The following is a 26,200-nucleotide window of genomic DNA, read 5'->3' on the forward strand; positions in this document are numbered from 1 at the left end:
TTCGGGCGCTCGCCGGACGGCGCCGAAAGGGGCGGTGCGGCGCGGGTGCCACGGCGGTGACCACCGGGCCCGTGGGGGCGTGATCGGGGTCACACGGCCGTACCGGTGCGTCGTCACGGCGAGCAGCAGGGTGCCGCTCCGGAAGGCTTGCCCCGCCCCTCGGGCCGAAACCCGGGCGCTTCGGCCTTCCGCTTCGGTGCCCGCGCCGGACCAGGGTCCGGTCTCACCGGCGCTCCACAGGCTGTCACCGTCAGTCCGGCGGCCTGTTCGATGGTGATGGCGGCGTGGTGGTCCCGGTCGTGGACCGAGCCGGTCGCTTCCCGCCCGCGCAGGGGTTCGGGCAGGTCGGGCTGCCACGAGGGCAGCGGACGACCGGCGGGCGGCTCGCCGAGCCGCCCGGCCGACAGCTCGGTCGCCGCGTCCGCGATCATACGCATCCCCCCCTTTTCACCCCATAGGGGATGAGTCGCCCCAAGTCCCCGCGGGGTGGCGACCCATGACTACTCAACAGGACGGGAAGCGCGAGAGCCGGAGTCCGGGGCCGCGACAGGGCCCGGGTCCGATGCGCCCGAGGGCACCGGCGCCATCCGGCCGGGTGACGACTCCCCGCCATCTCCCCACTGTCGACCTGCCGTTACGAGCGCACCGGCGCCACACGGGGGATGCGCCACCGCGTCACGACCGCGTTCACGCTCCGCTCCGACCTCGGCTCCACCGTCGGCGGGCCGGCGGCCTGCGATCCGCTCAGGGCACGTCCCGAAAGCGCGACTTCCACCTCCTGAAGCCCACGACGCGCCGACCTCCGGAGCGGTGAAGCCGGCCGAGACCCGCCCACCCGGGGACGAGGAGCCGCCTTCGCCCGCTGGCGCAAAAACGCTGGACTTCAAGGGCGAATCGGTCAAATCGGATCGCACTGCCCTGGCCCGCACACCTCGATCGCCGTGAACGATGCCTCGGACACCCACCGTTGGGCCCTGACCGAGAACAACTGGCGGATTCACACCCAAATCCCCTCCCCCGGCACCCTCTTGAGCGGCCGACCGGTTACCCTCACGGCGGCGAAGTCCACGGAGAGCCGCCCCTGGCGGCAAAGATCTCCCGGACGGAAACCTGTCCGTAACCACAAAGTTCCTGACAACTACGCGCGTTGACCTTAGGCTGCGGGACACCAACCCGCCCGTTCTTGATCCGGTCACCTCAGAGAGGCACCATGTCGCCGACCCACTCCCGCCGCCGGGCTCCGCGAAGAGTCGTCATCGCGGCGCTCACCACGGCCGCCGCGCTGGCCACCGCCGGTGCGCTCGTCGCGGCCGACCCCGCGCAGGCCGACCCCTCCGCGAAGCAGTCCCCCACCAAGGACCTCCAGCTCCTCGCCATCAACGACTTCCACGGCAACCTGGAGCCGCCCGCCGGCTCCTCCGGCCGGGTCACCGAGCTGCAGCCCGACGGCACCACGGCGAACATCGACGCCGGCGGCGTGGAGTACCTGGCGAACAGCCTGCGCACGGCGCGCAAGGGCCACGACCGCTCGCTGACCGTGGCCGCCGGCGACCTGGTCGGTGCCAGCCCGCTGCTGTCCGGCCTCTTCCACGACGAGCCGACCGTCGAGGCGATGAACAAGCTCGGCCTGGACGTCACCGGCGTCGGCAACCACGAGTTCGACGAGGGCAAGGACGAACTGCTGCGCCTGCAGAACGGCGGCTGCCACCCCGTCGACGGCTGCTACACCAAGGGGCGCAAGTTCAAGGGCGCCGACTACCCGATCCTGTCGGCCAACGTGACCAACGAGAAGACCGGCAAGCCGCTCCTCAAGCCGTACACCGTCCAGAACGTCAAGGGCGCGAAGGTCGGGTTCATCGGCGTCACCCTCAAGGGCACCCCGGACGTCGTCACGGCCGAGGGCGTCAAGGGACTGAAGTTCCTCGACGAGGCCGAGACGATCAACAAGTACACCAAGGAGCTCCAGAAGCAGGGCGTCCACGCGATCGTGGCGCTCGTCCACGAGGGCGGTTTCCCGGCCTCCTCGGCGTACAACCACGACTGCGACGCGGGCGGCAGCACCGGGCTGAGCGGTCCGATCGTGGACATCGCCAAGAAGGTCTCGCCGGAGGTCGACGCCCTCGTCACCGGCCACACCCACAACGCGTACGTCTGCACCATCCCGGACCCGGCGGGCCACCCCCGCCTGGTGACCAGCGCCGCCTCCTTCGGCCGGCTCTACACCGAGCTGAACATGCAGTACGACCCGCGCACCGACGACATCGTCCGCGCCACGGTCAAGGGCTCCAACCGCGTCGTCGACCGGACCCAGGCCAAGGCGGCCGACATGACGAAGCTGCTCGACGAGTGGCAGACGCTGGCCGCCCCGGTCGCCGACAAGCCCATCGGGTACATCACCAAGGACATCACCCGCAACGGCGCCGTCGAGTCGCCGCTGGGCGACCTGATCGCGGACGCGCAGCTGGCGCACGCCAAGTCCCTGGACAGCAGCGCCGTCCTGGCGCTGATGAACCCGGGCGGCATCCGCACCGACCTGGTCCACGCCGCCTCGGGCAACGAGGGCGACGGCGTGGTGACCTACGGTGAGGGCTTCGCGGTGCAGCCCTTCGCCAACACGGTCAACCTCAAGGACCTGACCGGCGCCCAGCTGGTCACCGTACTGAAGCAGCAGGTCAGCGGCAGCAACACCGCCGCCCCCAAGTACCTGCAGATCTCCGACGGCCTCACCTACACCCTGGACCTGACCAAGACGGGCGCCGACCGCGTCGTCACGGACTCCATCAGGCTGAACGGCAAGCCGATCGCCCCCTCCGCCACCTACCGCGTCGCCATGAACTCATTCCTGGCCGGCGGCGGTGACGGCTTCACCGAACTGGCCAACGGCACCAACCAGCTCGTCGGCAGCGACGACCTGGCCGCCCTGGTCGACTACCTGACGGCGAGCTCCTCGGCCGCCACGCCGTACGCGCCGACGGCAGCCGACCGGATCACCGTCGTCCGGTAGACGACGAGCCGGTGGGCGACGAGCCGACCGATCGGGTGAGGGCGGACCCCGCAGGGCCCGCCCTCACCCCTTTGCGGCCACAGCGGACAGGACACGTGGTACCCGGTCCCCCGCCGGCTCAGGTGCAGCCGTGGGGCCGGCGGGACGAACGACGACGGCCGGGAGGCGATGGCGGTGATCGCCGTCAATCCGACGGACAGCGCCTCGGTACTGGCTGCCTTCGGGGCGCTGGGCGTCCTGCTGGTGCTCTTCGCGGAGTCGGGACTGCTGGTCGTCGGCTTCTTCCTCCCCGGCGACACCCTGCTGTTCCCGGCCGGGGTGCTGTGCGCGGGCGGCGGCCGCCAGGACCCGCGGATGGAGCTGTGGCAGGTGCTGATGTGCGCGGCCGTGGGCGCCGTGGCGGGTGCGCAGGCCGGCTTCCTGATCGGGCGGCACGGCGGCCGCGCCCTGCTGTCCCGCACCTCGAACCGGCGCCTGAAGCAGGGGGCGGTACGGGCGGAGAGACTGCCGGCCCGCTACGGATACCGCAAAGCACTCGTGATCGGCCGCTTCGTCCCGATGCTGCGGACCGTGCTGCACCCGGCGGCCGGTGCACTCGGTGTGCCCACACGGACCTTCACCCTCTGGCAGGTGGTCAGCGGCCTGCTGTGGTCCCAGAGCCTCGTGCCGGCCGGATACACCCTGGGTTCGTCGCTCTCCCACGTCGACGACTACCTGCTGCCCATGGTCGCCGCCGTCGCCGCGCTCTCCCTGCTCCCCCTGCTGGCCGAGGCCCGTCGCACGCGGCACCGGCCGCCTCGTGGAAGCCGGCGCGGCGCCTCCAGGGGCGCACACGGTGCTGCGGTGAGCCCTGTACGCGCCTGCGCCCCGGCGGGAAGACTGTGTCGAGCAGTCCGTCGCCAAGGCTTCAGAAAGGCAGGTCGGTCGCCGTGCTGTTGCGTCTGCCCGTGACCGTGTCCGAAGCACAGGAGTGCCTCGCCGAAGGGGCGGTGCCCGTGGGCGGGGCGACCCTCGTGTGGGCCACCTGGCAGCGCGAGGGTTTCCCCGAGCAGGCCGTGTCGCTGCGCCACGTGCCCGAGGCGAACGTGCTCGGGCCGAGGTCGCTGGGCGCTGCCGTGGTACTCGGCCGGATCGACGACCGCGTGCCCCGGGCACTGCGCGAGGCCGCGACCTCGGTGGGGACCGGAGCCGTACGCCGGGCGGCGACCGTCGGCGGCAACCTCGTCGGCAGCACTCTGCGCTGCCTGCTGCCGGCGGTGCTCGTGCTCGACGCACGGGCGACCGTGCTGGAGCCGGACGGCGTCCGCGAGACCGACCTCGCCGAAGTCCTGGCCAAGCGCCCCCTGCTGCTCGGCCTCCACTGGCGCGAACCCCTCGCCTGCGCTCACCACAAGCAGCCCGGCGAGGCGGGCGGGCGGCCGCCGCTGGTCGTCGCCGCGGCCGTGCACGCGGAGGACGGCACGTCAGGCCGCCTCCGCGTCGCCGTGCGCGACGGCTACGACGTGCTCACCGGCAGCGTCCCGTACGCCGCCGGCACCGAACAGCTTCTGCGGACCCTGCGCCACTCGGCCTTCTCCACGCTTCCCCCCACGGCCTGGGAGGAGGTGCGCCGGCACGTCACCGGCGTGCTGGCCTCGATCGGCTGATCAGCTGCCGCCCGGTGCCGCCCGTGCGGCACGGTCGCGGGAGGCCTCGATCTCGGCGTACGCCTTCTCCCTGCCCTCCCAGTGCGAGCCCTCGACGCTCTTGCCGGGCTCGAGGTCCTTGTAGACCTCGAAGAAGTGGGTGATCTCCAGCTGGTCGAAGACAGGGATGTCTGTTATGTCCTGCACCTGGGCGTAGCGCGGGTCGTGGGCGGGCACGCACAGGATCTTCTCGTCCGGGCCGTGCTCGTCCTTCATGCAGAACATGCCGACAGCCCGGCATTCGATCACGCATCCGGGGAACGTCGGATCGCCCACCATGACGAGCGCGTCGAGCGGGTCCCCGTCGCGCCCGAGCGTTCCCTCGATGAAGCCGTAGTCGGCCGGGTACTTGGTCGAGGTGAACAGCATGCGGTCCAGCCGGATGCGGCGCATCTCGTGGTCCATCTCGTACTTGTTGCGGGACCCCTGGGGGATCTCCACGATCACGTCGAACTCCACTGTCCCCTCCTGGTCGCGTCGGGGGACCAGGGACTGTCAGCGGCATGCTGCCACGGTTCACGGTGAGCCCCGTCACCGGCACGCCGATGCACATGTCCGGCATACATACCCATAGTGCCCCACCGGCCGGTCGTGTCCCGTTCCCCGCGATGAAGAAGACGAAGAAAACGAAGAAAACAAAGAAAACGAAGAAGCCGAGGAAGAGGGGTGAGGCGGCATGGCAACGCTGGCCATCCACCACCTGCACTGCCAGGTCCTGACCGATCACGGTCCGAAGGAGATCCTGCGCGGTGTCGACCTGACCGTGCGGCAGGGCGAGACGCACGCCCTCATGGGGCCGAACGGCTCCGGCAAGACCACCCTCGCCTACGCCCTCGCCGGGCACCCCAAGTACCAGGTCACCTCCGGCACCGTGACCCTGGACGGGGAGGACCTGCTCGCCATGAAGGTCGACGAGCGGGCGCGGGCCGGGGTGTTCCTGGCCATGCAGTACCCGGTCGAGGTCCCCGGCGTCTCCATGGCCAACTTCCTGCGGTCGGCCGCCACCGCGGTGCGCGGCGAGGCCCCGCGGCTGCGCACCTGGCTGAAGGAGGTCAGGGCGGCGATGGAGCGGCTCCAGATCGACCCGTCCTTCGCCGAGCGGAACGTCAACGAGGGCTTCTCCGGGGGTGAGAAGAAGCGTCACGAGATCCTTCAGCTGGAGCTCCTGAGGCCGAGGATCGCCATTCTGGACGAGACCGACTCCGGCCTGGACATCGACGCGCTGCGCATCGTCTCCGAGGGCGTCAACCGGGTCCGCGCCACCGGCGAGGTCGCCACCCTGCTGATCACCCACTACACACGCATCCTGCGCTACGTCCACCCCGATCACGTGCACGTCTTCGCGGAGGGCCGGATCGCCGACTCCGGCGGCCCGGAACTCGCCGAGAGGCTGGAGGAGGAGGGGTACGAGGCGTACGTGAGGACCGCCGCCGACGGATGAGCCCGTCGGGCCGCCCGGATCGGGGCCGAACAACCCTGGCGGGCCGGCGCTCCGTGTGGTGTGCTTGATGTGACGGGAAGGACCCCTCAAGGGACGCGGGGAAGCGGCGAAAGCCACGCACCGCGCAATCGGGATCCGCGAGAAGCGGGTAGTCCTTCCCGTCCCCGTGTGTTCCCCTATGTTCCCCCGTGTGTTCGCTCTCGTGCCGGTCACGCCTCGGCCGTCCCGCGCCCTCCGGTGGTCCCGGCAGGACGGGGCTGATCGGCCCTCTCCTTCCGCCCGGCATGGGCCGGTCGGACGGCGGATGTCACCCGATCGGCCCATGTGCCCCTCCCCACCCGCTGTCACCTTCGGAAGTACGGGGGAAGGAGGTGGAGACCGATGAGCGGCAAGAGGAGCACGAAGCAGCGGCTGTGGCGGTGGCGCAGCAACCCGCTGCGCCGTCACGACGACGTCGTCGAGGCCTGGATCGTCCTGGTGATGTGGGTGGTGATCCTGGTCGGCGGCGCGCTCATGTGGACGGTGACGGCGCGAGCCGCCGGCCAGGAGTTCGCCTGGCAGCGTGCCGACCGGCATGCGGTCCCGGCTGCCCTGCTCACCGACGCCCCGCAGAGCACGTCGACCGGAAGCGACGGCTACCGGGCACTGGCGAAGGTCCGCTGGACCGCCCCCGACGGCACCACTCGCACCGCACACACCCTGGTGCCCAGTGGTCTGCGCTCCGGAACGGCGGTCACCGTCTGGCAGAACGGCCGGGGCGCCCTGAGTACCGAGCCGCCCGGCCCGGCCGAGGCAGGGGTCGAGGCCGTCTTCTTCGGCGGAGCGGCCGCGGTCGGCTTCTCCGGCCTCGCCTACGGCACAGCGGCCCTCGCGCGGTGGCGCCTCGACAGGCGCCGCTACGACCAGTGGGGCGCGGAGTGGGACGCCGTCGGCCCGCGGTGGGACCAGAAGACCGGCTGACGACGCGCTCCGACGGATCCGGCGCAGCGGGTCGTGGCGCTTGCGGCCCGCCCGCCGTCGCCCCACTGCCGGAGAAGAAGCATCAGGAGTGGCGCATGCGTTACGAGAACCGCGCGGACGCAGGGTGGCGCCTGGCCCGGCACCTGGAGCGCCTGCGCGACACGCACGTGGTGGTACTGGGCGTCCCCCGGGGCGGTGTCCCGGTGGCGTTCGAAGTGGCCCGGCACCTCGGCGCGCCGCTGGATCTGGCCGTCGTACGCAAGCTGCGCGTGCCCTGGCAGCCGGAGCTGGGCTTCGGTGCCCTCGGCGAGCACGGCGTCCGCGTCCTCAACCAGGACGTCCTGCGGGAGAGCGGGCTGAGTTCCACCGAGCGGGAGGCCCTCGAACGGGCCGAGCGGGCGGAACTGGAGCGGCGGGTACGCCGCTGGCGGGACGACCGGGCACCGGTGCCCCTGGCCGGCCGCGGCGCCGTGGTCCTGCACGACGGGGTGGCGACCGGCGCGGCCGCCGAGGCCGCCTGCCGGGTGGCCCGGGTGCGCGGCGCGGCCCGTGTGGTCCTCGCCGTACCGGTCGGGCCGGAGGAGTCCCTGGCGCGTCTGCGCACGGTGGCGGACGAGGTCGTCTGCCCTCAGCCCCTGCGCCACCTCGGTTCCGTCGCCGCCTGGTACGAGGACTTCGCCCCGGTCACCGACGCGGAGATCGGCGCGCTGCTGACCGAGGCCGAACGGACCGTCCCGGCTCCCGGCCACGACCTCCCCGAGCACCTGTCGCCGGGCCGGGCGGTGGAGGTGCCGGCCCGCCGGGTACGGATGGCCGCCCGGCTCACGCTGCCCCCGACGGCCCGGGCGGTGGTGGTCCTCGCCCACGCCGGCAGCGGCGGCCGGCGCGACCCGCGCCACCAGTACGTCGCCACCGCGCTCCACCGGGCGGGCCTGGGCACCCTGCTGCTCGATCTGCTCACCGAGGACGAGGAACGCAACCCGCACAACGTCTTCGACATCACCCTGCTGGCCCGGCGCCTGCACACCGCGTCCGACTGGCTCCGCCGGGAAACCGGCCTGCCCGTGAGCCACTGCGCCACCGGCACCGGCGCCGGGGCCGCCCTGGAAGCAGCCGCGGCCGACGACGACATCCGCGCCGTCGTCTGCGTCGGCGGCCGCCCCGACCTGGCCGCTCCCGCGGCACTGGCCCGGGTGCGCGCCCCCACCCTGCTCGTCGTCGGCGCCCTGGACACCCGGCTGCTCGGCCTCAACCATCTGGCCGCAAACTGGATGCGCTGCGACCACCGCGTCCACGTCGTCCCCGGCGCCACCCACCTCTTCACCGAGCCGGGCGCGCTCGAAGCCGTCGCGGAACTGGCCCGCGACTGGTTCGGCACCCACCTCTCCAGGACGGACGCGCGAGCGCTGCAGGGGCCACGATGACCGGCCGCGCGATGACCGGCTACCAGGCGGGGTGATCCGGCTCCCCGTCGGCGACCTCGTACGTCTTGGTCCAGGTGGCCCCGCATCGGCAGCGGGAGTACTCGACCAGCTCCCCTTCCTCGGAGACGCCCAGTCCCTGACTGAGTCGTACGTGCACGTGATCGCCCATGAGAAACCGTTCTCCATAACTGTCCGGAATCCCCTTATCGTGACGACTTGTCTCCTTGGCGGCAATGCCGCAGCTCACACTTCGCGGGCACGGTTCCGCGGTGCGGGGGCCGCTGCCGGGCCGGGACGGCGGCCGGTCGGTCGGTCGGTCGGTCGGTCGGTCGGCAGGGACGTTCGGCTCTGGTGGTGCGCACCGGATCGCGCGCACCGTGGGAAACGGGAGGGACGCCTTCGTACGGAAGTGATCACGATGGAAGCCAAGCGTTGGACCGTGCAGATCTACCTCACCGGGGACGGTGACGAGACTCACGCACGCGCCGTGCTCACCACCCGCGACACGGCGACGGTCACGGGCCGGGGCGCGGCCCGGCGCAACCCGGACGACCGGCCGGTACCGGAGATCGGCGACGAGCTGGCCGCGAGCCGGGCCCTGGAGGACCTCGCCATCCGGCTGCACGACGTGGCCGCGGACGACATCGTCGACATGGCCGGCCCCGTTCGGGCCTGACGACGCGGAACCGGCGGGGATCCGGCGAGGCCGTCTCGTGGCCGCGCCACCGGCACGAACGCCGGTGGCGCGGCCGGGGCGTCCGGCCGGTCACCCGCCGTCACACCCGCGCAGGCACGATCGCCACCGGGCACTGCGCGTGGTGCAGCAGCGCGTGGTCGGTCCGGCCGAGCTGAAGACCGAAGTACCCCACCCTGCGCCGCGCCCCGACGACCACGAGGTCGGCCGCGGCCGAGCGGTCCACCAGTACCCTGTGCGCCGGTCCCTCGACGGTCACGCCACGCACCTGGACTCCGGGGTGTTCGGGGGCCGCCTCGCGCAGCAGCTCATCCAGCAGGGCGGCGGCCCGCTCCTCGTACCCGCCGGCCGGTTCCGCCTCCGGTGCCGTGCCGCCGGGCGTCCCCTGTGCGGGGCTGCGCCAGGCCCGCACGACGTCGAGGACGCAGCCGCGTGTCTCGGCCTCGCGGAACGCGAACCGCGCCGCCTCCTCGCCGGTGCCGGGCTCACCCGCGCCGAGCAGGATCCGCCCGTGCGTGCCGGCCGGGCCGTCGTTGTCACCGCGGACCACGACCACCGGACCGTGCGCCCGGGCTGCCACGGCCAGGCTGGTCGAGCCCAGCAGCAGTCCGCTCAGTTCACCGCGCCCGCGCCGGCCGGTCACCAGGACGGAGGCGTTGTTGCCCTCCCTCAGCAGGGCCGAGACCGTGTCCTCGGGGATGATCTCGGTGGAGACCTCCACCTCCGGATTGCGCCTGCGCGCCCGCTCCGCCGCATAGCCGACGATGTGCTCGGCCGTGGTCTGCTCCGCGGGACGCTCCGCACCACCGGTGGGAACAGGACCTTCGTAGCGCTCCCACCAGGAGGCGTACACCAGCCGCAGCGGCAGACCGTGCCGGGCGGCCTCGTCCACCGCCCAGTCCACCGCCGTCAGGCTCGATTCGGATCCGTCGACGCCCACGACCAGGGGCAGTCCCATGCTTCTCACCGCCTTCCGCCTGGCTGCCACCTCGTGCGACAGGAGGTCCCACTGTCACCGTCGCACCCCTGGGCACCGACGGCACGACGTGCCGTCCCCGGTCGCCGAAGCCGGACGGCCCCGGTGGCGCGGCGGTCCGTGGGATGTGCCGCACCGGGCGTCAGTCGTGCGCGACGACCGCGACGGGGGCGGTGGCGTGGTGCAGGACGCCGTGGGTGACAGGTCCGATGCGGGTGCCGACCGCGTGGACGACCTGGTGCGCCCCGGAGCGCCCATCGACGTCTACGCGGTCGGCACCCGCGTCGGCACCTCGGCGGACGCCCCCTACCTCGACTCCGCCTACAAGCTGGTGGAGTACGACGGGCGCCCGGTCATGAAGCTGTCCTCGGCCAAGGTCACGGCTCCCGGGCGCAAGCAGGTCCACCGCCGTCCCGGCAGGCCCGACCTCGTCGCGCTGTGCGACGAGGTCGGGTCCTCCCGGGGCGGAACCGCTGCTGCGCACCGTCATGCGGGACGGCCGCCGCACCGGCCCGCCCGGCACTCTCGCCGAGGCGCACGAGCGCCTGCTGGCCGACCTGGCCGTGCTGCCCGAGGCGGCCCTCCGGGTCCGCGCCCCGGTCCCGCCCGTGCCGGACCTGTCCGCGCGCCTGGTGCGCACGACCGCGGCTCTCCGGGAGCGTCTGGCCGCACGGAACGGCGCCGCCGCTCCGATGGCCGGGGCCGACCGCTGACCCGCCACCGGCACCCTCCGGCTGGCAGGGTGCCGCCCGGCCTGGCAGCGTGGGCGCAGAGGCCGCACCCCTGCGCATCGGTCCGAGGACCGGAGGAGAGAGCCATGCACCACCGAACGGTCGAAGACCTCATGACCCACGGTGTCGTCCGGGTGCGGCAGGACACCCCGTTCAAGGACGTCGTCCGGACCCTGGCCGACCACGACGTGACAGCCGTACCCGTCGTCGACGACCTCGGCCACCCCGTCGGGGTGGTGTCGGAGGCCGACCTGCTGCGCACGGTGGCCGACCGGCCCGACCCGGCCGGACTGCTCCCCCGGCTCCCTCCGGACCGCTTGGAGGAAGCGTCCGACGGCGCCACGGCCGAGGAGCTCATGACGGCTCCGCCGGTGTGCGCCCGGCCGGGGTGGAGCATCGTCGAGGCCGCGCGCACGATGGACACCCACAAGGTCAAGCGGCTTCCCGTGGTCGACGAAGCGGGCGTCCTGACGGGGATCGTCAGCCGCAGTGACCTCTTGCGGATCTTCCTGCGCCGCGACGAGGCGATCCGCGAGGAAATCGCCGACGACGTCCTCGTCCGGACCCTGGGCCTCTCCCCGGCCGACCTCACGGTCACCGTGAGGGAGGGCCGGGTCGCCCTCAAGGGCACCGTGGAGGCCAGGAGCCTCGTCCCGGTGATCGAGCGCCTGTGCCGCGGGGTCGACGGGGTCGTCTCCGTCTCCGCGGACATCACCGGCCCCGCCGACGATCCGAGCGGCCCTTCCGGCCACCGCTGACGCCCGCCGCGGGACGGGGTTCAGGCGGCGGGAAAGCAGGCTCGACCGGCTCGGCTCCGCATGGCCGGCTCCGCATGGTCGCGCGGACGGGAGACGCGCGGACGGGAGACGCGCGGACGGGAGACGCGCGGACGGGAGACATGATGACCGGCTTGGTGATCGCAGGCGTGGACGGCTCGGCGCCGAGCCTGACCGCGGTGACGTGTGCGGCGCGGGAGGCCGAACTGCGCGATGCCGCCCTGCGCCTGGTGCACGCCTTCGCCTGGCCCGCACCGCGCACACCGATGGACGGGATGGTCTCCCGGCCCATGAGGGCCCACTTGCTGGACCTGGCCGACCGCTTGGTGGAGGAAGCGTCGGACCGGGCCCGCGCGGCGGCGCCGGGTGTGGAGGTCTCCGGCACCATCAAGCGCGGAGACCCCCTGACCGTGCTGGAGTCCGAGTCCCGGACGGCGGACCTCGTCGTCGTCGGCAGCCGGGGGCTCGGGGGCTTCGCGAAGCTGCTGGTGGGCTCCACGTCGATGGGGCTCGCCGCGCACGCGCGGTGCCCGGTCCTGGTGGTACGGGAACCCGCCGACGCGGCGGGGCCGGTCCTGCTCGGTGTCGACGGCTCCCCGGCGGGGGCCGAAGCCGTTCGCTTCGCCTTCGACGAGGCCTCACGGCGCCGTGCGCGCCTCCTGGCACTGCACGCGTGGACGACCTGGAACGCCCCGCTGCCGCCTCCCCTGAGCCCGGCGCTGCCCTACTCCAACGAGCCCGGCGCGCTCGCCGCCGCCGAGGAGCGCCTGCTCGCCGAGACCATCGCGGGCCTGTGCGAGCGGTACGCGGACGTGCGGGTCGAACGCAGAGCTGTGAACGGCCCCACCCGCGAGGCACTGATCGAGGCCAGTCGCACCGCACAGCTCACCGTCGCCGGCTCGCGCGGGCGCGGAGGCTTCACCGGGCTGCTGCTGGGATCGGTGAGCCAGGCGCTGCTGCAGCACGCGCGCGGGCCCGTGGCGGTGGTGCGCGGACGGGACCCGGGCCGGCGTGGCTGAGGGCAGGGGGTCCGGGTGTCCGTCCTCTGCCGGACAGCGGTCATTCCCGGGGAACGACCGCGACGGGGCACGGGGCGTGGTGCAGCAACGCATGGTTGATCAGGCCCAGTTGCAGGCCGGGGAGGGCCTGCCGCCTGCGGGCGCCGACGACCAGCAGGTCCGCCTCCGACGCGGCTTCCAGCAGTGCCCGCCGGGCCGGTCCGTCGATCACCCGTCGGCTCACCGGGACGTCGTGGTACCACTCCTGCGGACCGCGCAGGGCGTCGTCGAGCACCTGTGCCGGCGGGCGCCGATGGGTCTCCAGGGCGTACCACGGCGGGACCTGGGGGGTCGTGGCGGCGCCGAACTGCGGGTTCCAGGCGTGCACCGCCACCAGCCGGCAGTGCCGCACCCGGGCCTCGCGGAACGCGAACCGCACGGCCGTGTCGCTGCCCTCCCCCTCCTCGACACCGACGACGACGCTCCCGAAACGGGCGTCCCGGTGCTCTGCCGAGCCGCGCACCACGACGACCGGGCAGTCCGCCCGGGCCGCCACGGCCAGGCCGACCGAGCCCAGGAGCATCCCGGGAAGGTCCCCGAGCCCTCTGGACCCGAGGACCAGCGCGAAGGCGCCCTGGTCCTTGCCGACCAGGGCGGAGATCGCGTCCTCGTGCACGACCTCGCTCGACAGCCGCACGGTGGGAGCGCCCTTTCCGGCACGTTCCGACGCGGCGTGGATCACCTCGGACGCCTGGTGGTTCCCGGCCGCCGCGTGCAGAAGGTGGAGCGGCACGTCGTGCCGGACCGCCTCGGCGGCGGCCCAGTCCACCACCTCCAGGCTCGCCTCGGACCCGTCGACGCCGACCACCAGGGGAATCGTCACCGCGCCTGTCTCCTCTCGTGCCGGCTTCCGAGCCTCCGGCCTTCTCCGCGGGTCCGCATGCGCCGCGGAGGGGATCGGGGTACTCCTCGCATCAGGGCGCACGCGCCCGGCGTGCCGGCGACGTCCGGACCGTCCGCACCGCCGGACTCGTTCACCGTCGTCCCCAGCTTCTTACGAGACGGAGGCCGCCGCCATGCAACCAGTCGTCACCGTGGGCCTCGACGGCTCGCCCGAGAGTCTCGCCCAGGCCGTCGTACAGGCCGCCGAAGGAGCCGTGCTGCTGGCCGTCGGCCGGCGCCGGCACCGTCCTGCTCCGGCGCCCCACCTGGGTCCCGTGGCGCAGGCCGCCCTTCACCACGGGCGCTGCCCGGTCGCCGTCGTCCCCCACGGGTGAACCCGGCCCCCGGCGAAGGGCCGGGGGCCGGGTGCATGAACGAGCCGTCAGGACCCGGTGATTTCGATGTGGCGCGGCTTCGCGGCCTCCGCCTTGGGCGCCGTGACGGTCAGTACGCCGTTGTCGAGGGTCGCACTGACCTCTTCGGCCTTGACATCCGCGGGAAGGAGCGCCTGGTACTCGAAGTGCCCCGTGCGACGGGTGCTGCGGCGCAGCACGCCCTCGCGCTCCTGTTCCTTGTACTCCCCCGTGATGCGCACTTCCCGCTCGCTCATCTCGATGTGGATGTCGTCCCGCTTGACGCCGGGCAGCTCCGCCTCGATCACGTAGGCGTCGTCGGTCTCCCGTATGTCGGCCGCGGGCGACCAGGCCAGTCCGGCCGGAGCGGCGGCAGCGCTTTCCATCAGACGGTTCATGCGCTCCCACAGCTCGTCGAACTCGGCGGCCGCCGGTTCACCCCAGCCGAGGCCGGGGAGCGCCCTCCCCAACAGGCCGCCGGCCCGGTGTCGTACAGGCAGGGTCATCGCGACTCACCTCCGCGAAGAGCGGCGTTCAGGTCACTTCTCATGGTGCACGCCCTCACCCGGCCGGGCGACCCCACGCCCGGGGATCCGCCGAGTGGCCACCGTGGATCGAACGGGGGGAGTCTGGAGGGAGGCTGGAGGGAGCGGATGGGAGGAAGCCATGAAGGTCGGAGTACTGACCGGCGGCGGTGACTGTCCCGGTCTGAACGCCGTGATCCGCAGCGTCGTCCGCAAAGGCGTCCAGGAGTACGGCTTCGACTTCGTCGGGGTGCGGGACGGATGGCTCGGTCTGCTCCAGGGTGCTGTCATGCCTCTGGACGTCCCCGCCGTGCGGGGGATCCTCCCCCGTGGCGGGACCATCCTCGGCTCTTCCCGCACCAACCCGCTCAAACACGAGGACGGGCTGCAGCGTGTGCGGGACACCCTCGCCGCGCACGACGTCGACGCGCTGGTCGTGATCGGCGGTGAGGACACGCTCGGTGTGGCCACCGAGCTGAGCGGGCAGGGGGTTCCTCTGGTCGGCGTGCCGAAGACCATCGACAACGACGTCTCCGGCACCGACTACACCTTCGGCTTCAACACCGCCGTGGGCATCGCGACCGAGGCCATCGACCGCCTCCACACCACCGCCGAGTCGCACATGCGCACCCTGGTGGTGGAGGTGATGGGACGGCACTCCGGGTGGATCGCCCTGCACGCCGGCGTCGCGGGCGGCGCCAACGTGATCCTCGTCCCGGAGCGGCCGTTCGACATCGACCAGGTCTGCGAGCAGGTGAAGAGCCGGTTCAAGATCAATTACGCGCCGATCGTCGTGGCCGCCGAAGGAGCCGTCCCCCAGGAGGGACAGATGTTCCTCAAGGACCAGTCGCTGGACGAGTTCGGGCACGTGCGGCTGTCCGGCATCGGCGAGTGGCTGGCCCGGGAGATCTCGGAGCGCACGGGCAAGGACGCCCGCACCACGGTCCTGGGCCACGTCCAGCGCGGCGGCACCCCGAGTTCCTTCGACCGGTGGCTCGCCACGCGCTTCGGACTGCACGCCATCGACGCGGTCAAGGACGGTGACTTCGGCGTCATGGTCGCCCTGCAGGGGACCCGGATCGTCCGCCACCCCCTCGCCGACGCCACGGCGACGACCAAGCTGGTCGATCCGTCGCTGTACGACGAGTTCGAGGTGTTCTTCGGCTGACCGGCCCGGCGCCCGGCGGGGCCTGTGCCACGGGTGTGCGGCCGGCTGTCATCCGGCGTGCGGTACGACCGCCACCGGGCAGCGGGCGTGGTGCAGTACGGCGTGCGTGACCGGGCCCAGCCGGCCCTCGGGTGCCCGCGGGTCGGTGCGGCGTCCGACGACGAGCAGATCCGCGCCCCGGGACGCGTTCAGGAGCGCTTCCGCCGGGTGGAGCAGCATGACATCGGTGCGGACCGCCACCCCCGGGTACTTCTCGCGCCAGGGGCACAGCGCGTCCGAGAGGTGCAGAACCTCCTGGTCCTCCCACGTGGCGCGGTCCTCCTCGGTCACCACCAGCGTCCGCGGGGAGACGGCCTCGGCGGGAAGCGCCCACGCCTGGACGACCCGCAGGTCCGCTCCGCGTGCGTCGGCGGCCGAGAACGCGAAATCCGCCACCTCGCCGACCGGGCGGTGCGCGTCGAACCCCACCACGATCCGGACAGCGCCGCGTTCCGCGTGCCCCTCTTCTGCGAAGATGCCGGACCGTTCGGGAACCAGCACGACAGGGCAGGGGGCCGCTGCCGCCGTCCGCAGCGCCACCCGTCCGACCGCCAGACCGTCGAAACCGCCCGTCCCCCGGGAGCCGACGACGAGGAGCCCGGCGTCGCGGGCCGCGACGAGGAGAGCCACGGCCGGGTCGTCGTCGACCTGCTCGCCCCGCACCTCGACCTCCGGACAGCGGTCGCCGAGGTCGGCGACCACCCGCTGGAGCATCCGCTCGCCCATGTGACGCAGCCTGTCCACGACCGGGCCCGGCACGGCGGCGCCCGGAAGCGGTGGGGAAGCGTGGACCAGGCGCAGCGGAACGCCACGCGACGCGGCCTCCCGCGCCGCCCAGCCGACTGCCGCCAGACTGCGTCCGGACCCGTCGACACCCGCCAGCACAGGGTGAGTCATCGTGTCCTCCTTCGCCCGGCCGGCACCTCCGCGGACGCCGCACGCCCGCGCCCTTCCCCTCCGCCTCTCCCCCACTGTTCCACGGCGGGGGCGCCGCGGCGTCCGCAGCGGCCGCGAGGTCTGACGGGACCCCGGCGGCGCCCGGCGGACCCGCATGAGTCCGGAGGTCGTGGGAACCCGGGCCTCACCTCCGGCGTTCCGAACCACCGAAGAGGCGAGCCGATGACCGACATCCAGGGCTTGCTGGGCGACGAGGCCAAGGACCTGCTGGCCCACACCGCCCAAGGGATTCCCAGGGAGGACCTGGTGCTGCCGGGTCCCGACTTCGTCGACCGGACCGTGGCCGCGACCGACCGCACGCCCCGGGTACTGCGCAACCTGCAGTCCCTCTTCGACCACGGCCGTCTGGCCGGCACGGGATACGTGTCGATCCTGCCGGTCGACCAGGGCATCGAGCACTCCGCGGCGTCGGCGTTCGCCGCGAACCCCCGCTACCTCGATCCCAGGAACATCGTCGAACTCGCCGTCGAGGGCGGCTGCAACGCCGTTGCCAGCACGCTCGGTGTGCTCGGGGCCGTGTCGCGGCGGTACGCGCACAGGATCCCCTTCATCGTCAAGCTCAACCACAACGAGCTGCTGACCTACCCGAACCACTACGACCAGATCATGTTCGGCAGTGTCGAGCAGTGCTTCGACCTCGGCGCGGCCGGTGTCGGCGCGACGGTCTACTTCGGCTCAAAGGAGTCGGACCGCCAGTTGCGGGAGGCCGGCGAGGCCTTCGCGCGGGCTCACGAACTGGGCATGTTCACCGTGCTGTGGTGCTACCTGCGCAACTCCGCGTTCAAGAAGGACGGGGTGGACTACTCGGTGTCGGCCGACCTCACCGGGCAGGCCAATCACCTCGGCGTGACCATCGAGGCCGACATCGTCAAGCAGAAGCAGCCGGAGAACAACGGCGGCTACACCGCCCTGGACTTCGGCAGGACCGACGAGCTCCTGTACAGCAGGCTCACCACCGATCACCCGATCGACCTCACCCGCTGGCAGGTGGCCAACTGCTACATGGGCCGGGTCGGGCTCATCAACAGCGGCGGCGCTTCGGCCGGCCAGGGGGACCTCGCGCAGGCCGTACGGACAGCGGTGATCAACAAACGGGCCGGCGGCACGGGGCTCATCACCGGCCGCAAGGCCTTCCAGCGGCCCACCGACGAGGGCATCGAACTCCTGCACGCCGTCCAGGACGTCTACCTCGACGACAGCGTCACCGTGGCCTGAGCGGGCCGGGCCCCGGCCGCCCCGGGGTCTCGGTCCCGCCGCCCGGCCGCTCAGGGCCCTCGGAATCCGCGCAGCCAGTCGTCGGCCACGCCCCGCGTGGTGCCGCCGTCGAGCCGGATCCGTGAGTCGTCGAGCCGGTAGGAGAGCTTGCCGACGACGTCGACCACGCCGTCGATCTGCCGGGTCATCGACACGGCGATCTCGGTGTCGCTCCTGCGTTCCATGCGGCCTTCCAGGGTGACGACGCCCTCGGCCACCGAGACGGCGACGCTGTGGGGTGCCAGCCCCAGGGTGCGCACCAGTACCTCGCGGACGACCTCCCCGCGGATCTCCGCGTCGGGCCGCAGGAAGACCCGCAGCAGGTCGCGCCGGGTGACGATGCCGACCAGCCGGTCCTCCTCGTCGATCACCGGCAGCCGCTCCACGTGGCGCTCGGCCATGGTCCGGGCGGCCGCCACGATGGTGTCGTCGGCGTGCACGGTGACGGGCGGTTCGGTCATCAGCTGACCGGCCGTGCGCGCCTTCGTCCTCGCCGCCCGGCGCCGGGCGGTCTTCGTCAGCAGGGCACGGAGGTGACGGCCCGGCTCACGCCGGTCCGCCGCCTGTGCCTGGCGCGTGATCAGGTCCGTCTCCGAGATCACGCCGATGACGTGCTCGTCGTCGTCCACCACCGGAAGGCCGCTGATCCGGTGGTCGGCGAGCAGGCGCGCGACCTCCTTGAACGGAGTGCCGTACTCGGCCCGGACGACCTCGTCGGTCATCACCGAACCAATCTTGTCGTGTTGCATGTCCACTCCCTCCTCGGCCCGGCCGCGCAGGACAGCTCCCCGGACCGGCTTCGTACCCCGGATGATTCGAGCATCCGGCGGCGCGGGCCGGGAGCCCATGGGCTGTCCGGGGACGACTCCAGGGCCGGTCGGCCCCAAGTCCCCGGTCACAGGGGCCTGGGTGCGCGGGTGCCGGCCGGAACGTACGTTGGCGTCCTGGGGCGAAGCTCGGGCGTGGACGCCCCTCGGGCGACTGGACCGCACAGCGGAGGCGGCATGGCCGGCAAGAAGGCGGCGAGTCTGCCGCGCAAGACCTACGAGAAGGAACTGCTGCGGCTGCAGACGGAGTTGGCGAAGCTGCAGGAGTGGGTGCGGGCGACCGGTGCCCGGCTGGTGGTGGTGTTCGAGGGGCGGGACGCGGCGGGCAAGGGCGGCACGATCAAGCGGGTGACCGAGCACCTCAACCCGCGCGTCGCGCGGATCGTGGCGCTCCCCAAGCCGACCGAGCGCGAGCGCACCCAGTGGTACTTCCAGCGGTACGTCGAACAGCTGCCGGCGGCCGGGGAGATCGTGCTGTTCGACCGGTCCTGGTACAACCGGGCCGGAGTCGAGCACGTGATGGGCTTCTGCACCAAGGAGGAGCACCAGCGGTTCCTGCGCCAGTGCCCGATCTTCGAGCGGATGCTGGTGGAGGACGGGATCCTGCTGCGCAAGTACTGGTTCTCGGTGAGCGACGCCGTGCAGCAGGAGCGCTTCCGGCGCCGCCTTCAGGACCCGCTGCGACGCTGGAAACTGTCGCCGATGGACCTGGAGTCGATCACCCGCTGGGAGGCGTACTCGCGGGCCAAGGACGAGATGCTGGTGCACACCGACATCGCCGAGGCACCGTGGTACGTCGTGGAGAGCGACGACAAGCGGCGGGCCCGGCTGAACATGATCGCCCATCTGCTGGACACGGTGCCGTACCACGACATCGCTCCGCCGGTGCTGGAACTGCCCGTGCGGCCCCGGCCGGCCGGTTACGAGCGTCCGCCGCGCGATCTGCAGACCTACGTCCCCGATCACGCGTCGGACCTGTGACCCCGCACCCGCCCGCCTGATCCCGCACCCGCCCGCCGGGTTCACTGGAAGGCCGCGTGGATCTCCTGCTCCTCGGCGCTGTGGGAGACGAGCAGGAGTTCGTCGCCCGGCCGCAGCCGCATGGAGGGGCTGGGCGCGGTGGGGTTGCCGTCCCGTACGACGGTCGCCACCAGGGTGCCCTCGGGCAGCCGGATGTCGCCCAGGGGGCGGCCCGCCGCCTTGGAACGGGCGGTGATGGCGGTCTCGATGATGCCGACGCCCGCGGTGCTCAGGCGCAGCAGCGCGACCGTGTCCGCGGCTCCCGTCGCCTCCTCGATGAGGGACACCAGCGGGGTGGCCGTGGGGACGGCGATGTCCACGCCCCAGTGGTGGTCGAACAGCCAGGCGTTCTCGTCGTCGTTGACCCGCGCCACCACGCGGGGCGCGGCGAAGTGCCGCTTGGCGAGGTAGCTGATGACGAGGTTGTCCTCGTCGCGCCCCGTGGCGGCGATCACCAGGTCCGCGCGCGCCGCACCCGCCCTCGCCTGGACGGCCGCCTCGCCGGCGTCGCACTGCCCGCGCAGCGCGTCGACGCGCTCCTCGTCGACGTCGACGAGGGTGGCCTCGTTGCCCGCGGCGGTGAGCACCTGGGCGACGCGCGTGCCCAGCCTGCCCGCGCCGGCGATGAGTACGTTCACGTCCCCAGCTCCTTGTCGAGGAAGGCACGGAGCCGGTGCAGACAGTGGGCGGCCACGGCGAAGGTGACCACGTCCCCGGGCGCGGCCGTGGTGGTCTGCCGGGGCACCAGGGACCGTCCGCCGCGGGTCACCTCCACCACCCGGATCTCGCCGTCGACCTCGAACTCGGACAGCTTCCGCCCTGCCAGATAGGCGGGTACCGCCGAGCGGACGAGCAGCGTCTCGCCGTTGCCGAAGGTCACGTCGGGGGCGAGATGGCGGTGGAGCAGCATCCGGTGGATGCGGTTGACCGACCAGGTGACGTCGGAGACCGTCGGGATGCCGAGGCCCTCGTACAGTTCCGCGCGCCGCGGATCGTGCACCTGGGCGAGGACGGTGGGCACCCGGAAGGTCTCCTTGGCGATCCGGGCGACGACCAGGTTGCTGTTGTCGCCGGAGGTGACGGCCACGACGGCGTCGCTGCGGGAGGTCCCCGCCTGTTCCAGCACACGCCTGCTGAAGCCGTTGCCGTGGTGGAACTCGCCGGAAAACCCCCGCGGCAGACGGCGTCCGGCGCCTCGGTCCCGGTCGATGACGCGGATGTCGTGGCCCTCTCGGACCAGCTGGGCCGCCAGCGCGGAACCCACCCGTCCGCACCCGACGATCACCACTCTCATCGGACGTCTCCTTCCGGCCGTGCGGTGCGCCCGCGCAGCCGCAGCTTGCGCACCTCGTCGGCGGCCAGGGGCAGCACCCCGACGGCGGCCAGCAGGGCCCAGTCGCCGGCCGTGAGCGGGGCGGTGTGGAACACGCTCTGCAGCAGGGGCAGGTAGCTGATGGCCGCCATCAGCGCCAGGCCGAAGAGCCCGGCGGCGATCAGCCACGGATTGCCGAACACGCCCGCCCTGAACACGCTTTCGCGCTCGGTGCGCACGGCCAGCGCGTTGAAGAACTGGCTGACGACGATGCCCGCCTGGACCATCGTGATCGCCTCCCGGTAGACGGGGTTGCCCGCGGTGAAGTCGGCGTAGGGGATGCCCGAGGCGTGGATGTGCCAGAAGAAGACCGCGCAGACGCCCAGCGCCTGGATCCCGCCGAGGAAGGCGATGCGGCGCACGACGGTCCGGGAGAACAGGCGCTCGGTCCGCGGCCTCGGCGGCCGGTCCATCACGTCGGACTCCGGGGGCTCGGCCCCGAGGGCGAGGGCGGGCAGCACGTCGGAGCCCAGGTCGATGGCGAGGACCCGCACCGCGGTGATCGGCACGGCCAGCTGCAACGTGCCGGGATCCCGGGGGTCCTGCAGTGCGTAGGCGACGAACGTGATGGCCGAGGCCACCATCAGCACGACCGCGAACAGGTCGGTGAACTGGCCCGCCAGCTGACGCCACACCGCGGGACCCCGGGCGGGGGGCAGCTCGTTCGGTCCCCGCGCCCGGAGCCGCGTCCGTGCGGTGGCGGAGGACAGTCCGCGCGGTGAGCTGCCCAGCGTCCGGATGACGTCGGTGACGGCACAGGCGTGCACCGGCCGGCCGGAGGGTTCGAAGGACGGTGGTGGCGGGCCACCGGGTTGCGCGAGGTCCTGGGCCCGGTCGTCCTGGGGGGGAGGGACGGAGAGCCCTCATGAGTCCGCGTCGGGCTCGGGGCTGCCCGGGGCCGGCGGGAGGCGCGGGTACGCGGCCCTCGCCGGCCCGGTACGGGCGGCGGCCCGCGGCACCCGCCGGTTCGGCGGGCGGTGCGTCGCCCGCCGAACCGGCGGGCGGTCGGCCACGACGGTCGCGTACGCGCTCACGCCGGGGTCCCCTCCCGGGCCTGGGCCGCCGGGGCCGCCGGCCCGGGTTCCGCCCCGCACACGACCGTCAGGTGTGTCTCGGGGGGCCGCGCGAGCGTGTTGCTCACCGTGCAGTGGGAGACCACGGCGCGCAGGGCGGGAAGGCGGTCCTCGGGCAGGGCCGGGGCCCGGACCGTGAGGGAGAGCTCGGACACCCGGGCCGGGCGGTCGTCGGCCATGCGGAAACGTCCCTGGACACGCAGTCCCTCACGGCTGACGCCGTGCCGGTCGAGGAAGCGTCCCGCGTAGTGCGCCGCGCAGGCGGCCACCGACGACACGAACAGCTCCACGGGTGTGGGCGCGGTGTCCCTGCCTCCGTCGGAACGCGGCTGGTCGGCCGTGAGGACGTGGCCGCGGACCTGGATCTCGTAGGCGTCGCCGGCGACCGGGACCACCTCGACGTGTCCGGGCGTGCCGCTGGGCGCGGGTTCCACCGCGGCCGCCTGGAAGAGCAGCAGGGCCGCCAGGTTCCTGGCTTCCTCGGGCGTCATCGACGCCCACAGTTCGCTCTTGTCCTGGGGCGTGCAGGAGGTCTCCAGGACGACCCGTCCCATGGAGGCCGGCAGTCCCCGCGGTGCGAAGCGGGTGACGTGGATGTGACGGCCGCAACGGGTCTCGATGTTCATGTCTGCGTTCATGTCTGCTTCCTCCCGGCGTTCGTCCCGGCACGTGGCGCACTCGTCCGCGGCGGTTCCACGTCGAGGTCGGCACCGTCGTAGGCGAAGGTGAGACGAGGGCGGACCGCCACCACACCCGCCACCGAGTGGCACAGGCGCACGATGACGGGAAGGTCGGTGGCGGCGTCGATCCGGCCGGTCAGGGTGACGACCCCGTCGTCGACCCGGACCCGGACGCAGCCCGGAGCGAGACCCAGGATCCGTTCCAGGACGTCGTGACGGATCTCGTCGGCGAGGGCGGCGTCCTCGCGCAGGTGGGGACGCAGCAGGTCGTGGCCGCTGACGATGCCGACCAGCCGCCCGTCGGCCCCCACGACGGGCAGCCGCCCGACCTCCCGGCGCTCCATCGTCCGGGCCGCCTCGGCAAGACTCCACTCGGGGCGTGCGGTCACCGCGGGCGAGGTCATCAGGGCCGCGGCCGTCTCGGCACCGACCCGGGCCGGATCGCGCACCAGGAGGCCACCGCCCGCCTCGTGCCGGAGGAGGTCCGTCTCGGAGACCACGCCGACCGGCCGTCCCTCGTCGTCGACGACGGGCAGCGCCGCGATCCGGTAGCGGTCCAGGGCCCGCGCGACCTCCTTGAAGGGGCAGCCGGACCGCACGGCGACCACCTCGCGCGTCATGACCTCGCCGACAGTGGAATAGCGCATGACCGGTCCTCGATGCCTCCGGGGGGCGTGAAGGCCACCCGCTTCCTCCAGTCGACCGTCGCCGCCGCCGCGGCGTCTCGGGCCGAACAGTCCACGCCGGGCCCCGAAGGTCCCTGGATCCCCGGTGCCCGCTCGGCCGGGGGGGAAGGCCGGCCGCAGCCCGCTCGACCGGGGGGGACGGCCGGCCGCGGCCCGCTCGGCCGGGGGTCACGCTCGGCCGCTGTCCGCCCTCACCGGTCGGCCACGGTGATACGGCGTCCTGTCAGGCGGGTGGGGCGCACCCTCACCCAGAGCGTGCGCGGGCCGCCCGCCCATGGTGCGGAGTGGGCCCGCTCCTGAAGCCGGCGGACCACCTCCGGGTCGTCGACGGCCTCGGCGCGGCCGACCGCGAGCACACTCCAGCCCCGGCTCATCACCTCGTCGACGTGGTCGACCTCGAAGGCGACCTCGTTGCCGACGGCCGTGGCGGGAGCCGAGCCGGGCTCGGTGCGGAAGAAGACGGCCTCGTCCGCCACCTCGTAGTTGACCGGGAACGCGGCGGGCCCGTCCGGGGTGACCAGCGCGATGCGCCCCACTCCGTGCGTGGACAGCAGCGCCCGGCACTCGTCCTGGCTCAGGTCCGTCAACCGGGGGTGGAGCAGTGCCTGCCCCTGTCCCGGCGGCAGTTCCTGGTCGCCGCCACGCAGCGCGACGAGTGTGGTGCCGAGCGCGTCGGCCAGGCGCAGGACGGTCGCGATGCCCGGCTCCGAGGAGCGCTGTTCGAGATAGGCGAGGTACTGCGGCGACATCCGGGCCCGGCCGGCGGTCTCCTCCAGGCTCAGTCCCCGGCGTCGGCGGGCCGCCGCCAGGCGCCGTCCGAAGTCTCCCGGCCGCCCCGCCGCGGGGGCGGCGGGTCCGGCGGGGGCCTGCCCACCGGCCGGGGGCTCTTCGTGCCCCGGGTGGTGGACGTGCGCGTCCGGCCCGGGGAACACCAGCGTGACCTCACCGGTGCCCGACCAGCGCACGTCGTACGGGGGTGTGCCGTCGTCGTGGTGAAGGCCGACGATCTCGCCGTCACGCCGGGCCAGGCCGGTGACCGGGCTTTCGACGACCAGACGATCGCCTAGCTGAGCGTGCATGGCCATGCCTTCTCTCGGGGACTCCCCTCCCAGGATCGCCCCGGTCCGTCCCCCGCACCAACGGGCTCGACGTCCCGCCCCGTACCGGATACCGGGCGGAGAGGCCCCGGCCCCTCGCGGTCGGTCAGCTCCCGGACGGGCTCCGCGCGTCGCTCACCGGCACGTGCCACACCAGCGTGGTGCCCCCGCCCTCGGGAGTGGTGAGCTCCAGGTCGCCGCCCAGTTTCCGGGCCCGCTCGGCCATGTTGGCCAGGCCGCTGCGGCAGCCCTCCGGGGGTATCCCGACACCGTTGTCGGTGACGGCAAGGCCACCGGGTGCAGCCGCGGACGCGGCGGCTCCATGCACCTGTTCGATGTGAGCCGCCGCTTCTACGGCGGCAACGCGATCGTCGGCGGGGGCATCCCGCTCGCCGCCGGGCTCGCCCTGGCCGAGAGGATGCGCGGGGCCCCGGCGTCGTCTGCTGCTTCTTCGGGGACGGCGCCTTCGCCGAGGGCGAGTTCCACGAGACCGCGAACCTCGCCGCCCTGTGGGGGCTGCCTCTGCTGCTCGCGTGCGAGAACAACCTGTACGCGATGGGGACGCCGCTGCACGTCGAGCACGGGCAGACGGACCTGGCCATGCGCGCCGCGTCCTACGGGATGCCGGCCTGGGCCGTCGACGGCATGGACGTCCTCGCGGTGGAGGACGCCGCGCACCGCGCGGTGGAGGGCGTACGCGCCGGGCACGGCCCGTACTTCCTGGAACTGCGCACCTACCGCTTCCGCGCGCACTCCACGTACGACCCCGACCGCTACCGCGACAAGGCGGAGATCGAACACTGGCGCACCCGTGACCCGGTGGTGCTGCTGGAGCGGCGGATGAGGTCGGCGGGCGAGCTGGACGACGCGTCGTACGCCGAGCTGGACCTGCGCTGCACGGACGAGGTCGACCGCGCGGTGGCCGCGGCCGAGGCCGCTCCGGTGGAGCCCGTGGGCGACCTCCTGCGGTACGTCGGCACGGTCGCCGGTGATCTGCCGGAGGCGCGCTGATGAAGACGGCCGCGACGACGGACGTACCGGGAGGCGCTCCGCGAGGCCCTCCGCGAGGCGCTGTCGGCCGACGAACGGGTTTTCCTGATGGGCGAGGACGTCGGCAAGTACGGCGGTTCCTTCGGTGTCAGCCTCGGTCTGGTCGAGGAGTTCGGCCCCGAACGGGTGCGCGACACCCCTTTGTCGGAGTCGGCGTTCGTCGGGGCGGGCATCGGCGCGGCCATCGCCGGCATGCGGCCCATCGTCGAGATCATGACGGTCAACTTCAGCCTGCTGGCACTCGACCAGATCCTCAACAACGCCGCCACACTGCGGCACATGTCCGGCGGCCAGCTCTCGGTGCCGGTCGTCATCAGGATGACCACCGGAGCGGGACGGCAGCTCGCGGCCCAGCACTCGCACAGCCTGGAGGGCTGGTACGCCCACATCCCCGGCATCCGCGTCCTGGCCCCCGCGACACTGGAGGACGCGCGCGGCATGCTCGCCCCCGCACTCGCCGACCCCGACC

General features: G+C 73.0%; 26 protein-coding genes and 5 pseudogenes. 16 read left to right on the forward strand and 15 right to left on the reverse strand.

What is annotated here, in order from left to right; genetic code table 11:
* Positions 1–113: 113 nt before the first annotated feature.
* A complete protein-coding gene (locus C1I97_RS01075; RefSeq protein ID WP_146608126.1) occupies positions 114–437 on the reverse strand; it encodes a hypothetical protein in 324 nt (107 codons plus the stop codon).
* Positions 438–1,210: 773 nt separating this feature from the next.
* On the opposite strand from C1I97_RS01075, the gene C1I97_RS01085 reads away from it, so the two are divergent.
* The 3 genes and pseudogenes from C1I97_RS01085 to C1I97_RS01095 all read left to right on the forward strand — a co-directional run bounded on the left by C1I97_RS01085 (position 1,211) and on the right by C1I97_RS01095 (position 4,650).
* Positions 1,211–3,004 carry a bifunctional metallophosphatase/5'-nucleotidase gene (locus C1I97_RS01085; protein ID WP_111001320.1) on the forward strand — a complete coding sequence of 598 codons (1,794 nt, stop codon included), beginning with the start codon at positions 1,211–1,213 and terminating at the stop codon, positions 3,002–3,004.
* Positions 3,005–3,178: 174 nt separating this feature from the next.
* Positions 3,179–3,820, forward strand: a pseudogene (locus C1I97_RS01090) (DedA family protein); the annotation flags it as partial.
* A 113-nt stretch (positions 3,821–3,933) separates the two neighbouring features.
* Positions 3,934–4,650, forward strand: a complete 717-nt coding sequence (locus tag C1I97_RS01095) for an FAD binding domain-containing protein (protein ID WP_111001321.1) — start codon at positions 3,934–3,936, stop codon at positions 4,648–4,650.
* Here the strand turns inward: C1I97_RS01095 and C1I97_RS01100 are convergent, their stop codons facing one another.
* Positions 4,651–5,148 carry an inorganic diphosphatase gene (locus C1I97_RS01100; protein WP_111001322.1) on the reverse strand — a complete coding sequence of 166 codons (498 nt, stop codon included), beginning with the start codon at positions 5,146–5,148 and terminating at the stop codon, positions 4,651–4,653.
* A gap of 217 nt (positions 5,149–5,365) precedes the next feature.
* Between C1I97_RS01100 and sufC the strand changes: the two genes are divergently transcribed.
* The 3 genes from sufC (at position 5,366) to C1I97_RS01115 (ending at position 8,514) form a co-directional block, all read left to right on the forward strand.
* A complete protein-coding gene (gene sufC, locus C1I97_RS01105; protein ID WP_111001323.1) occupies positions 5,366–6,130 on the forward strand; it encodes a Fe-S cluster assembly ATPase SufC in 765 nt (254 codons plus the stop codon).
* 381 nt (positions 6,131–6,511) lie between these two features.
* On the forward strand, positions 6,512–7,090 hold the full coding sequence (locus C1I97_RS01110) for an Rv1733c family protein (RefSeq protein WP_111001324.1): 579 nt from the start codon (positions 6,512–6,514) through the stop codon (positions 7,088–7,090).
* Positions 7,091–7,185: 95 nt separating this feature from the next.
* Positions 7,186–8,514 (forward strand): phosphoribosyltransferase family protein, encoded by a 1,329-nt coding sequence (locus C1I97_RS01115; protein WP_111001325.1) that lies wholly within the window; start codon positions 7,186–7,188, stop codon positions 8,512–8,514.
* A 19-nt stretch (positions 8,515–8,533) separates the two neighbouring features.
* On the opposite strand, the gene C1I97_RS39545 is transcribed toward C1I97_RS01115, so the two are convergent.
* Complete coding sequence (locus tag C1I97_RS39545) at positions 8,534–8,683, reverse strand: hypothetical protein (protein ID WP_181446503.1); 150 nt, start codon at positions 8,681–8,683, stop codon at positions 8,534–8,536.
* A gap of 249 nt (positions 8,684–8,932) precedes the next feature.
* On the opposite strand from C1I97_RS39545, the gene C1I97_RS01120 reads away from it, so the two are divergent.
* Positions 8,933–9,190, forward strand: coding sequence for a DUF1876 domain-containing protein (locus tag C1I97_RS01120; protein WP_111001343.1), 258 nt, complete (start codon positions 8,933–8,935; stop codon positions 9,188–9,190).
* A 100-nt stretch (positions 9,191–9,290) separates the two neighbouring features.
* Here C1I97_RS01120 and C1I97_RS01125 read toward each other — a convergent pair whose 3' ends face one another.
* Positions 9,291–10,166 carry a universal stress protein gene (locus C1I97_RS01125; protein WP_111001326.1) on the reverse strand — a complete coding sequence of 292 codons (876 nt, stop codon included), beginning with the start codon at positions 10,164–10,166 and terminating at the stop codon, positions 9,291–9,293.
* A 244-nt stretch (positions 10,167–10,410) separates the two neighbouring features.
* Between C1I97_RS01125 and C1I97_RS01130 the strand changes: the two are divergent.
* The 3 genes and pseudogenes from C1I97_RS01130 to C1I97_RS01140 form a co-directional block, all read left to right on the forward strand.
* Positions 10,411–10,897: pseudogene (locus tag C1I97_RS01130) on the forward strand (nicotinate phosphoribosyltransferase); the annotation flags it as partial.
* A gap of 104 nt (positions 10,898–11,001) precedes the next feature.
* Positions 11,002–11,673, forward strand: a complete 672-nt coding sequence (locus C1I97_RS01135) for a CBS domain-containing protein (RefSeq protein ID WP_111001327.1) — start codon at positions 11,002–11,004, stop codon at positions 11,671–11,673.
* 143 nt (positions 11,674–11,816) lie between these two features.
* Entirely contained in the window at positions 11,817–12,710 is an 894-nt protein-coding gene (locus C1I97_RS01140) for a universal stress protein (RefSeq protein WP_111001344.1), read from the forward strand.
* Positions 12,711–12,750: 40 nt separating this feature from the next.
* Here C1I97_RS01140 and C1I97_RS01145 read toward each other — a convergent pair whose 3' ends face one another.
* Positions 12,751–13,572 (reverse strand): universal stress protein, encoded by an 822-nt coding sequence (locus C1I97_RS01145; protein ID WP_111001328.1) that lies wholly within the window; start codon positions 13,570–13,572, stop codon positions 12,751–12,753.
* Positions 13,573–13,645: 73 nt separating this feature from the next.
* Here C1I97_RS01145 and C1I97_RS42630 point away from each other — a divergent pair, with 73 nt between their 5' ends.
* The gene (locus C1I97_RS42630; protein ID WP_369008350.1) at positions 13,646–13,966 is read left to right on the forward strand and encodes a universal stress protein; all 321 of its coding nucleotides are present in this window, start codon (positions 13,646–13,648) and stop codon (positions 13,964–13,966) included.
* 47 nt (positions 13,967–14,013) lie between these two features.
* Here C1I97_RS42630 and C1I97_RS01155 read toward each other — a convergent pair whose 3' ends face one another.
* Positions 14,014–14,490: an Hsp20/alpha crystallin family protein gene (locus tag C1I97_RS01155; protein ID WP_111001330.1), complete on the reverse strand. Its 477-nt coding sequence runs from the start codon at positions 14,488–14,490 to the stop codon at positions 14,014–14,016.
* 160 nt (positions 14,491–14,650) lie between these two features.
* Between C1I97_RS01155 and C1I97_RS01160 the strand changes: the two genes are divergently transcribed.
* Positions 14,651–15,676 carry a 6-phosphofructokinase gene (locus C1I97_RS01160; RefSeq protein WP_111001331.1) on the forward strand — a complete coding sequence of 342 codons (1,026 nt, stop codon included), beginning with the start codon at positions 14,651–14,653 and terminating at the stop codon, positions 15,674–15,676.
* 48 nt (positions 15,677–15,724) lie between these two features.
* On the opposite strand, the gene C1I97_RS01165 is transcribed toward C1I97_RS01160, so the two are convergent.
* On the reverse strand, positions 15,725–16,612 hold the full coding sequence (locus C1I97_RS01165) for a universal stress protein (protein ID WP_111001332.1): 888 nt from the start codon (positions 16,610–16,612) through the stop codon (positions 15,725–15,727).
* A 222-nt stretch (positions 16,613–16,834) separates the two neighbouring features.
* Here C1I97_RS01165 and C1I97_RS01170 point away from each other — a divergent pair, with 222 nt between their 5' ends.
* The gene (locus C1I97_RS01170) at positions 16,835–17,887 is read left to right on the forward strand and encodes a class I fructose-bisphosphate aldolase (protein ID WP_111001333.1); all 1,053 of its coding nucleotides are present in this window, start codon (positions 16,835–16,837) and stop codon (positions 17,885–17,887) included.
* 50 nt (positions 17,888–17,937) lie between these two features.
* On the opposite strand, the gene C1I97_RS01175 is transcribed toward C1I97_RS01170, so the two are convergent.
* The gene (locus tag C1I97_RS01175) at positions 17,938–18,675 is read right to left on the reverse strand and encodes a CBS domain-containing protein (protein WP_111001345.1); all 738 of its coding nucleotides are present in this window, start codon (positions 18,673–18,675) and stop codon (positions 17,938–17,940) included.
* Positions 18,676–18,930: 255 nt separating this feature from the next.
* On the opposite strand from C1I97_RS01175, the gene ppk2 reads away from it, so the two are divergent.
* Positions 18,931–19,734 (forward strand): polyphosphate kinase 2, encoded by an 804-nt coding sequence (gene ppk2 / locus C1I97_RS01180; protein ID WP_111001334.1) that lies wholly within the window; start codon positions 18,931–18,933, stop codon positions 19,732–19,734.
* A gap of 41 nt (positions 19,735–19,775) precedes the next feature.
* Here the strand turns inward: ppk2 and C1I97_RS01185 are convergent, their stop codons facing one another.
* From C1I97_RS01185 to C1I97_RS40920, 7 genes and pseudogenes are all read right to left on the reverse strand, one after another.
* The gene (locus tag C1I97_RS01185) at positions 19,776–20,411 is read right to left on the reverse strand and encodes a potassium channel family protein (protein WP_111001335.1); all 636 of its coding nucleotides are present in this window, start codon (positions 20,409–20,411) and stop codon (positions 19,776–19,778) included.
* Positions 20,408–21,067: a potassium channel family protein gene (locus C1I97_RS01190; RefSeq protein WP_111001336.1), complete on the reverse strand. Its 660-nt coding sequence runs from the start codon at positions 21,065–21,067 to the stop codon at positions 20,408–20,410. Before C1I97_RS01190 ends, C1I97_RS01185 begins: the two co-directional genes overlap by 4 nt.
* The gene (locus C1I97_RS01195) at positions 21,064–21,912 is read right to left on the reverse strand and encodes a cation transporting ATPase C-terminal domain-containing protein (protein ID WP_111001337.1); all 849 of its coding nucleotides are present in this window, start codon (positions 21,910–21,912) and stop codon (positions 21,064–21,066) included. The genes C1I97_RS01190 and C1I97_RS01195 overlap by 4 nt, the downstream gene beginning before the upstream one ends.
* Before the next feature lie 263 nt (positions 21,913–22,175).
* A complete protein-coding gene (locus tag C1I97_RS01200; protein ID WP_258382363.1) occupies positions 22,176–22,856 on the reverse strand; it encodes an OsmC family protein in 681 nt (226 codons plus the stop codon).
* Positions 22,853–23,545 carry a CBS domain-containing protein gene (locus C1I97_RS01205; RefSeq protein ID WP_111001338.1) on the reverse strand — a complete coding sequence of 231 codons (693 nt, stop codon included), beginning with the start codon at positions 23,543–23,545 and terminating at the stop codon, positions 22,853–22,855. The genes C1I97_RS01200 and C1I97_RS01205 overlap by 4 nt, the downstream gene beginning before the upstream one ends.
* A 230-nt stretch (positions 23,546–23,775) precedes the next feature.
* Positions 23,776–24,663 carry a pyridoxamine 5'-phosphate oxidase family protein gene (locus tag C1I97_RS01210; protein WP_111001339.1) on the reverse strand — a complete coding sequence of 296 codons (888 nt, stop codon included), beginning with the start codon at positions 24,661–24,663 and terminating at the stop codon, positions 23,776–23,778.
* Positions 24,664–24,787: 124 nt separating this feature from the next.
* Positions 24,788–24,970 (reverse strand): annotated as a pseudogene (locus C1I97_RS40920) (ATP-binding protein); the annotation flags it as partial.
* A gap of 33 nt (positions 24,971–25,003) precedes the next feature.
* Between C1I97_RS40920 and C1I97_RS01215 the strand changes: the two are divergent.
* Positions 25,004–25,692 (forward strand): annotated as a pseudogene (locus tag C1I97_RS01215) (thiamine pyrophosphate-dependent enzyme).
* Positions 25,693–25,707: 15 nt separating this feature from the next.
* Positions 25,708–26,200, forward strand: a pseudogene (locus C1I97_RS01220) (alpha-ketoacid dehydrogenase subunit beta); the annotation flags it as partial.

The organism is Streptomyces sp. NTH33, assembly GCF_003236365.1.
Lineage (GTDB): Bacteria > Actinomycetota > Actinomycetes > Streptomycetales > Streptomycetaceae > Streptomyces.

What these genes read in the sequence shown, in the direction of transcription:
- C1I97_RS01075 (WP_146608126.1), bottom strand. Translation starts at nt 437, where the DNA reads ATGCGTATGATCGCGGACGCGGCGACCGAGCTGTCGGCCGGGCGGCTC.
- C1I97_RS01085 (WP_111001320.1), top strand. Translation starts at nt 1,211, where the DNA reads ATGTCGCCGACCCACTCCCGCCGCCGGGCTCCGCGAAGAGTCGTCATC.
- sufC (WP_111001323.1), top strand. Translation starts at nt 5,366, where the DNA reads ATGGCAACGCTGGCCATCCACCACCTGCACTGCCAGGTCCTGACCGAT.
- C1I97_RS01110 (WP_111001324.1), top strand. Translation starts at nt 6,512, where the DNA reads ATGAGCGGCAAGAGGAGCACGAAGCAGCGGCTGTGGCGGTGGCGCAGC.
- C1I97_RS01115 (WP_111001325.1), top strand. Translation starts at nt 7,186, where the DNA reads ATGCGTTACGAGAACCGCGCGGACGCAGGGTGGCGCCTGGCCCGGCAC.
- C1I97_RS39545 (WP_181446503.1), bottom strand. Translation starts at nt 8,683, where the DNA reads ATGGGCGATCACGTGCACGTACGACTCAGTCAGGGACTGGGCGTCTCC.
- C1I97_RS01120 (WP_111001343.1), top strand. Translation starts at nt 8,933, where the DNA reads ATGGAAGCCAAGCGTTGGACCGTGCAGATCTACCTCACCGGGGACGGT.
- C1I97_RS01125 (WP_111001326.1), bottom strand. Translation starts at nt 10,166, where the DNA reads ATGGGACTGCCCCTGGTCGTGGGCGTCGACGGATCCGAATCGAGCCTG.
- C1I97_RS01135 (WP_111001327.1), top strand. Translation starts at nt 11,002, where the DNA reads ATGCACCACCGAACGGTCGAAGACCTCATGACCCACGGTGTCGTCCGG.
- C1I97_RS01140 (WP_111001344.1), top strand. Translation starts at nt 11,817, where the DNA reads ATGACCGGCTTGGTGATCGCAGGCGTGGACGGCTCGGCGCCGAGCCTG.
- C1I97_RS01155 (WP_111001330.1), bottom strand. Translation starts at nt 14,490, where the DNA reads ATGACCCTGCCTGTACGACACCGGGCCGGCGGCCTGTTGGGGAGGGCG.
- C1I97_RS01160 (WP_111001331.1), top strand. Translation starts at nt 14,651, where the DNA reads ATGAAGGTCGGAGTACTGACCGGCGGCGGTGACTGTCCCGGTCTGAAC.
- C1I97_RS01165 (WP_111001332.1), bottom strand. Translation starts at nt 16,612, where the DNA reads ATGACTCACCCTGTGCTGGCGGGTGTCGACGGGTCCGGACGCAGTCTG.
- C1I97_RS01170 (WP_111001333.1), top strand. Translation starts at nt 16,835, where the DNA reads ATGACCGACATCCAGGGCTTGCTGGGCGACGAGGCCAAGGACCTGCTG.
- C1I97_RS01175 (WP_111001345.1), bottom strand. Translation starts at nt 18,675, where the DNA reads ATGCAACACGACAAGATTGGTTCGGTGATGACCGACGAGGTCGTCCGG.
- ppk2 (WP_111001334.1), top strand. Translation starts at nt 18,931, where the DNA reads ATGGCCGGCAAGAAGGCGGCGAGTCTGCCGCGCAAGACCTACGAGAAG.
- C1I97_RS01190 (WP_111001336.1), bottom strand. Translation starts at nt 21,067, where the DNA reads ATGAGAGTGGTGATCGTCGGGTGCGGACGGGTGGGTTCCGCGCTGGCG.
- C1I97_RS01200 (WP_258382363.1), bottom strand. Translation starts at nt 22,856, where the DNA reads ATGAACGCAGACATGAACATCGAGACCCGTTGCGGCCGTCACATCCAC.
- C1I97_RS01205 (WP_111001338.1), bottom strand. Translation starts at nt 23,545, where the DNA reads ATGCGCTATTCCACTGTCGGCGAGGTCATGACGCGCGAGGTGGTCGCC.
- C1I97_RS01210 (WP_111001339.1), bottom strand. Translation starts at nt 24,663, where the DNA reads ATGCACGCTCAGCTAGGCGATCGTCTGGTCGTCGAAAGCCCGGTCACC.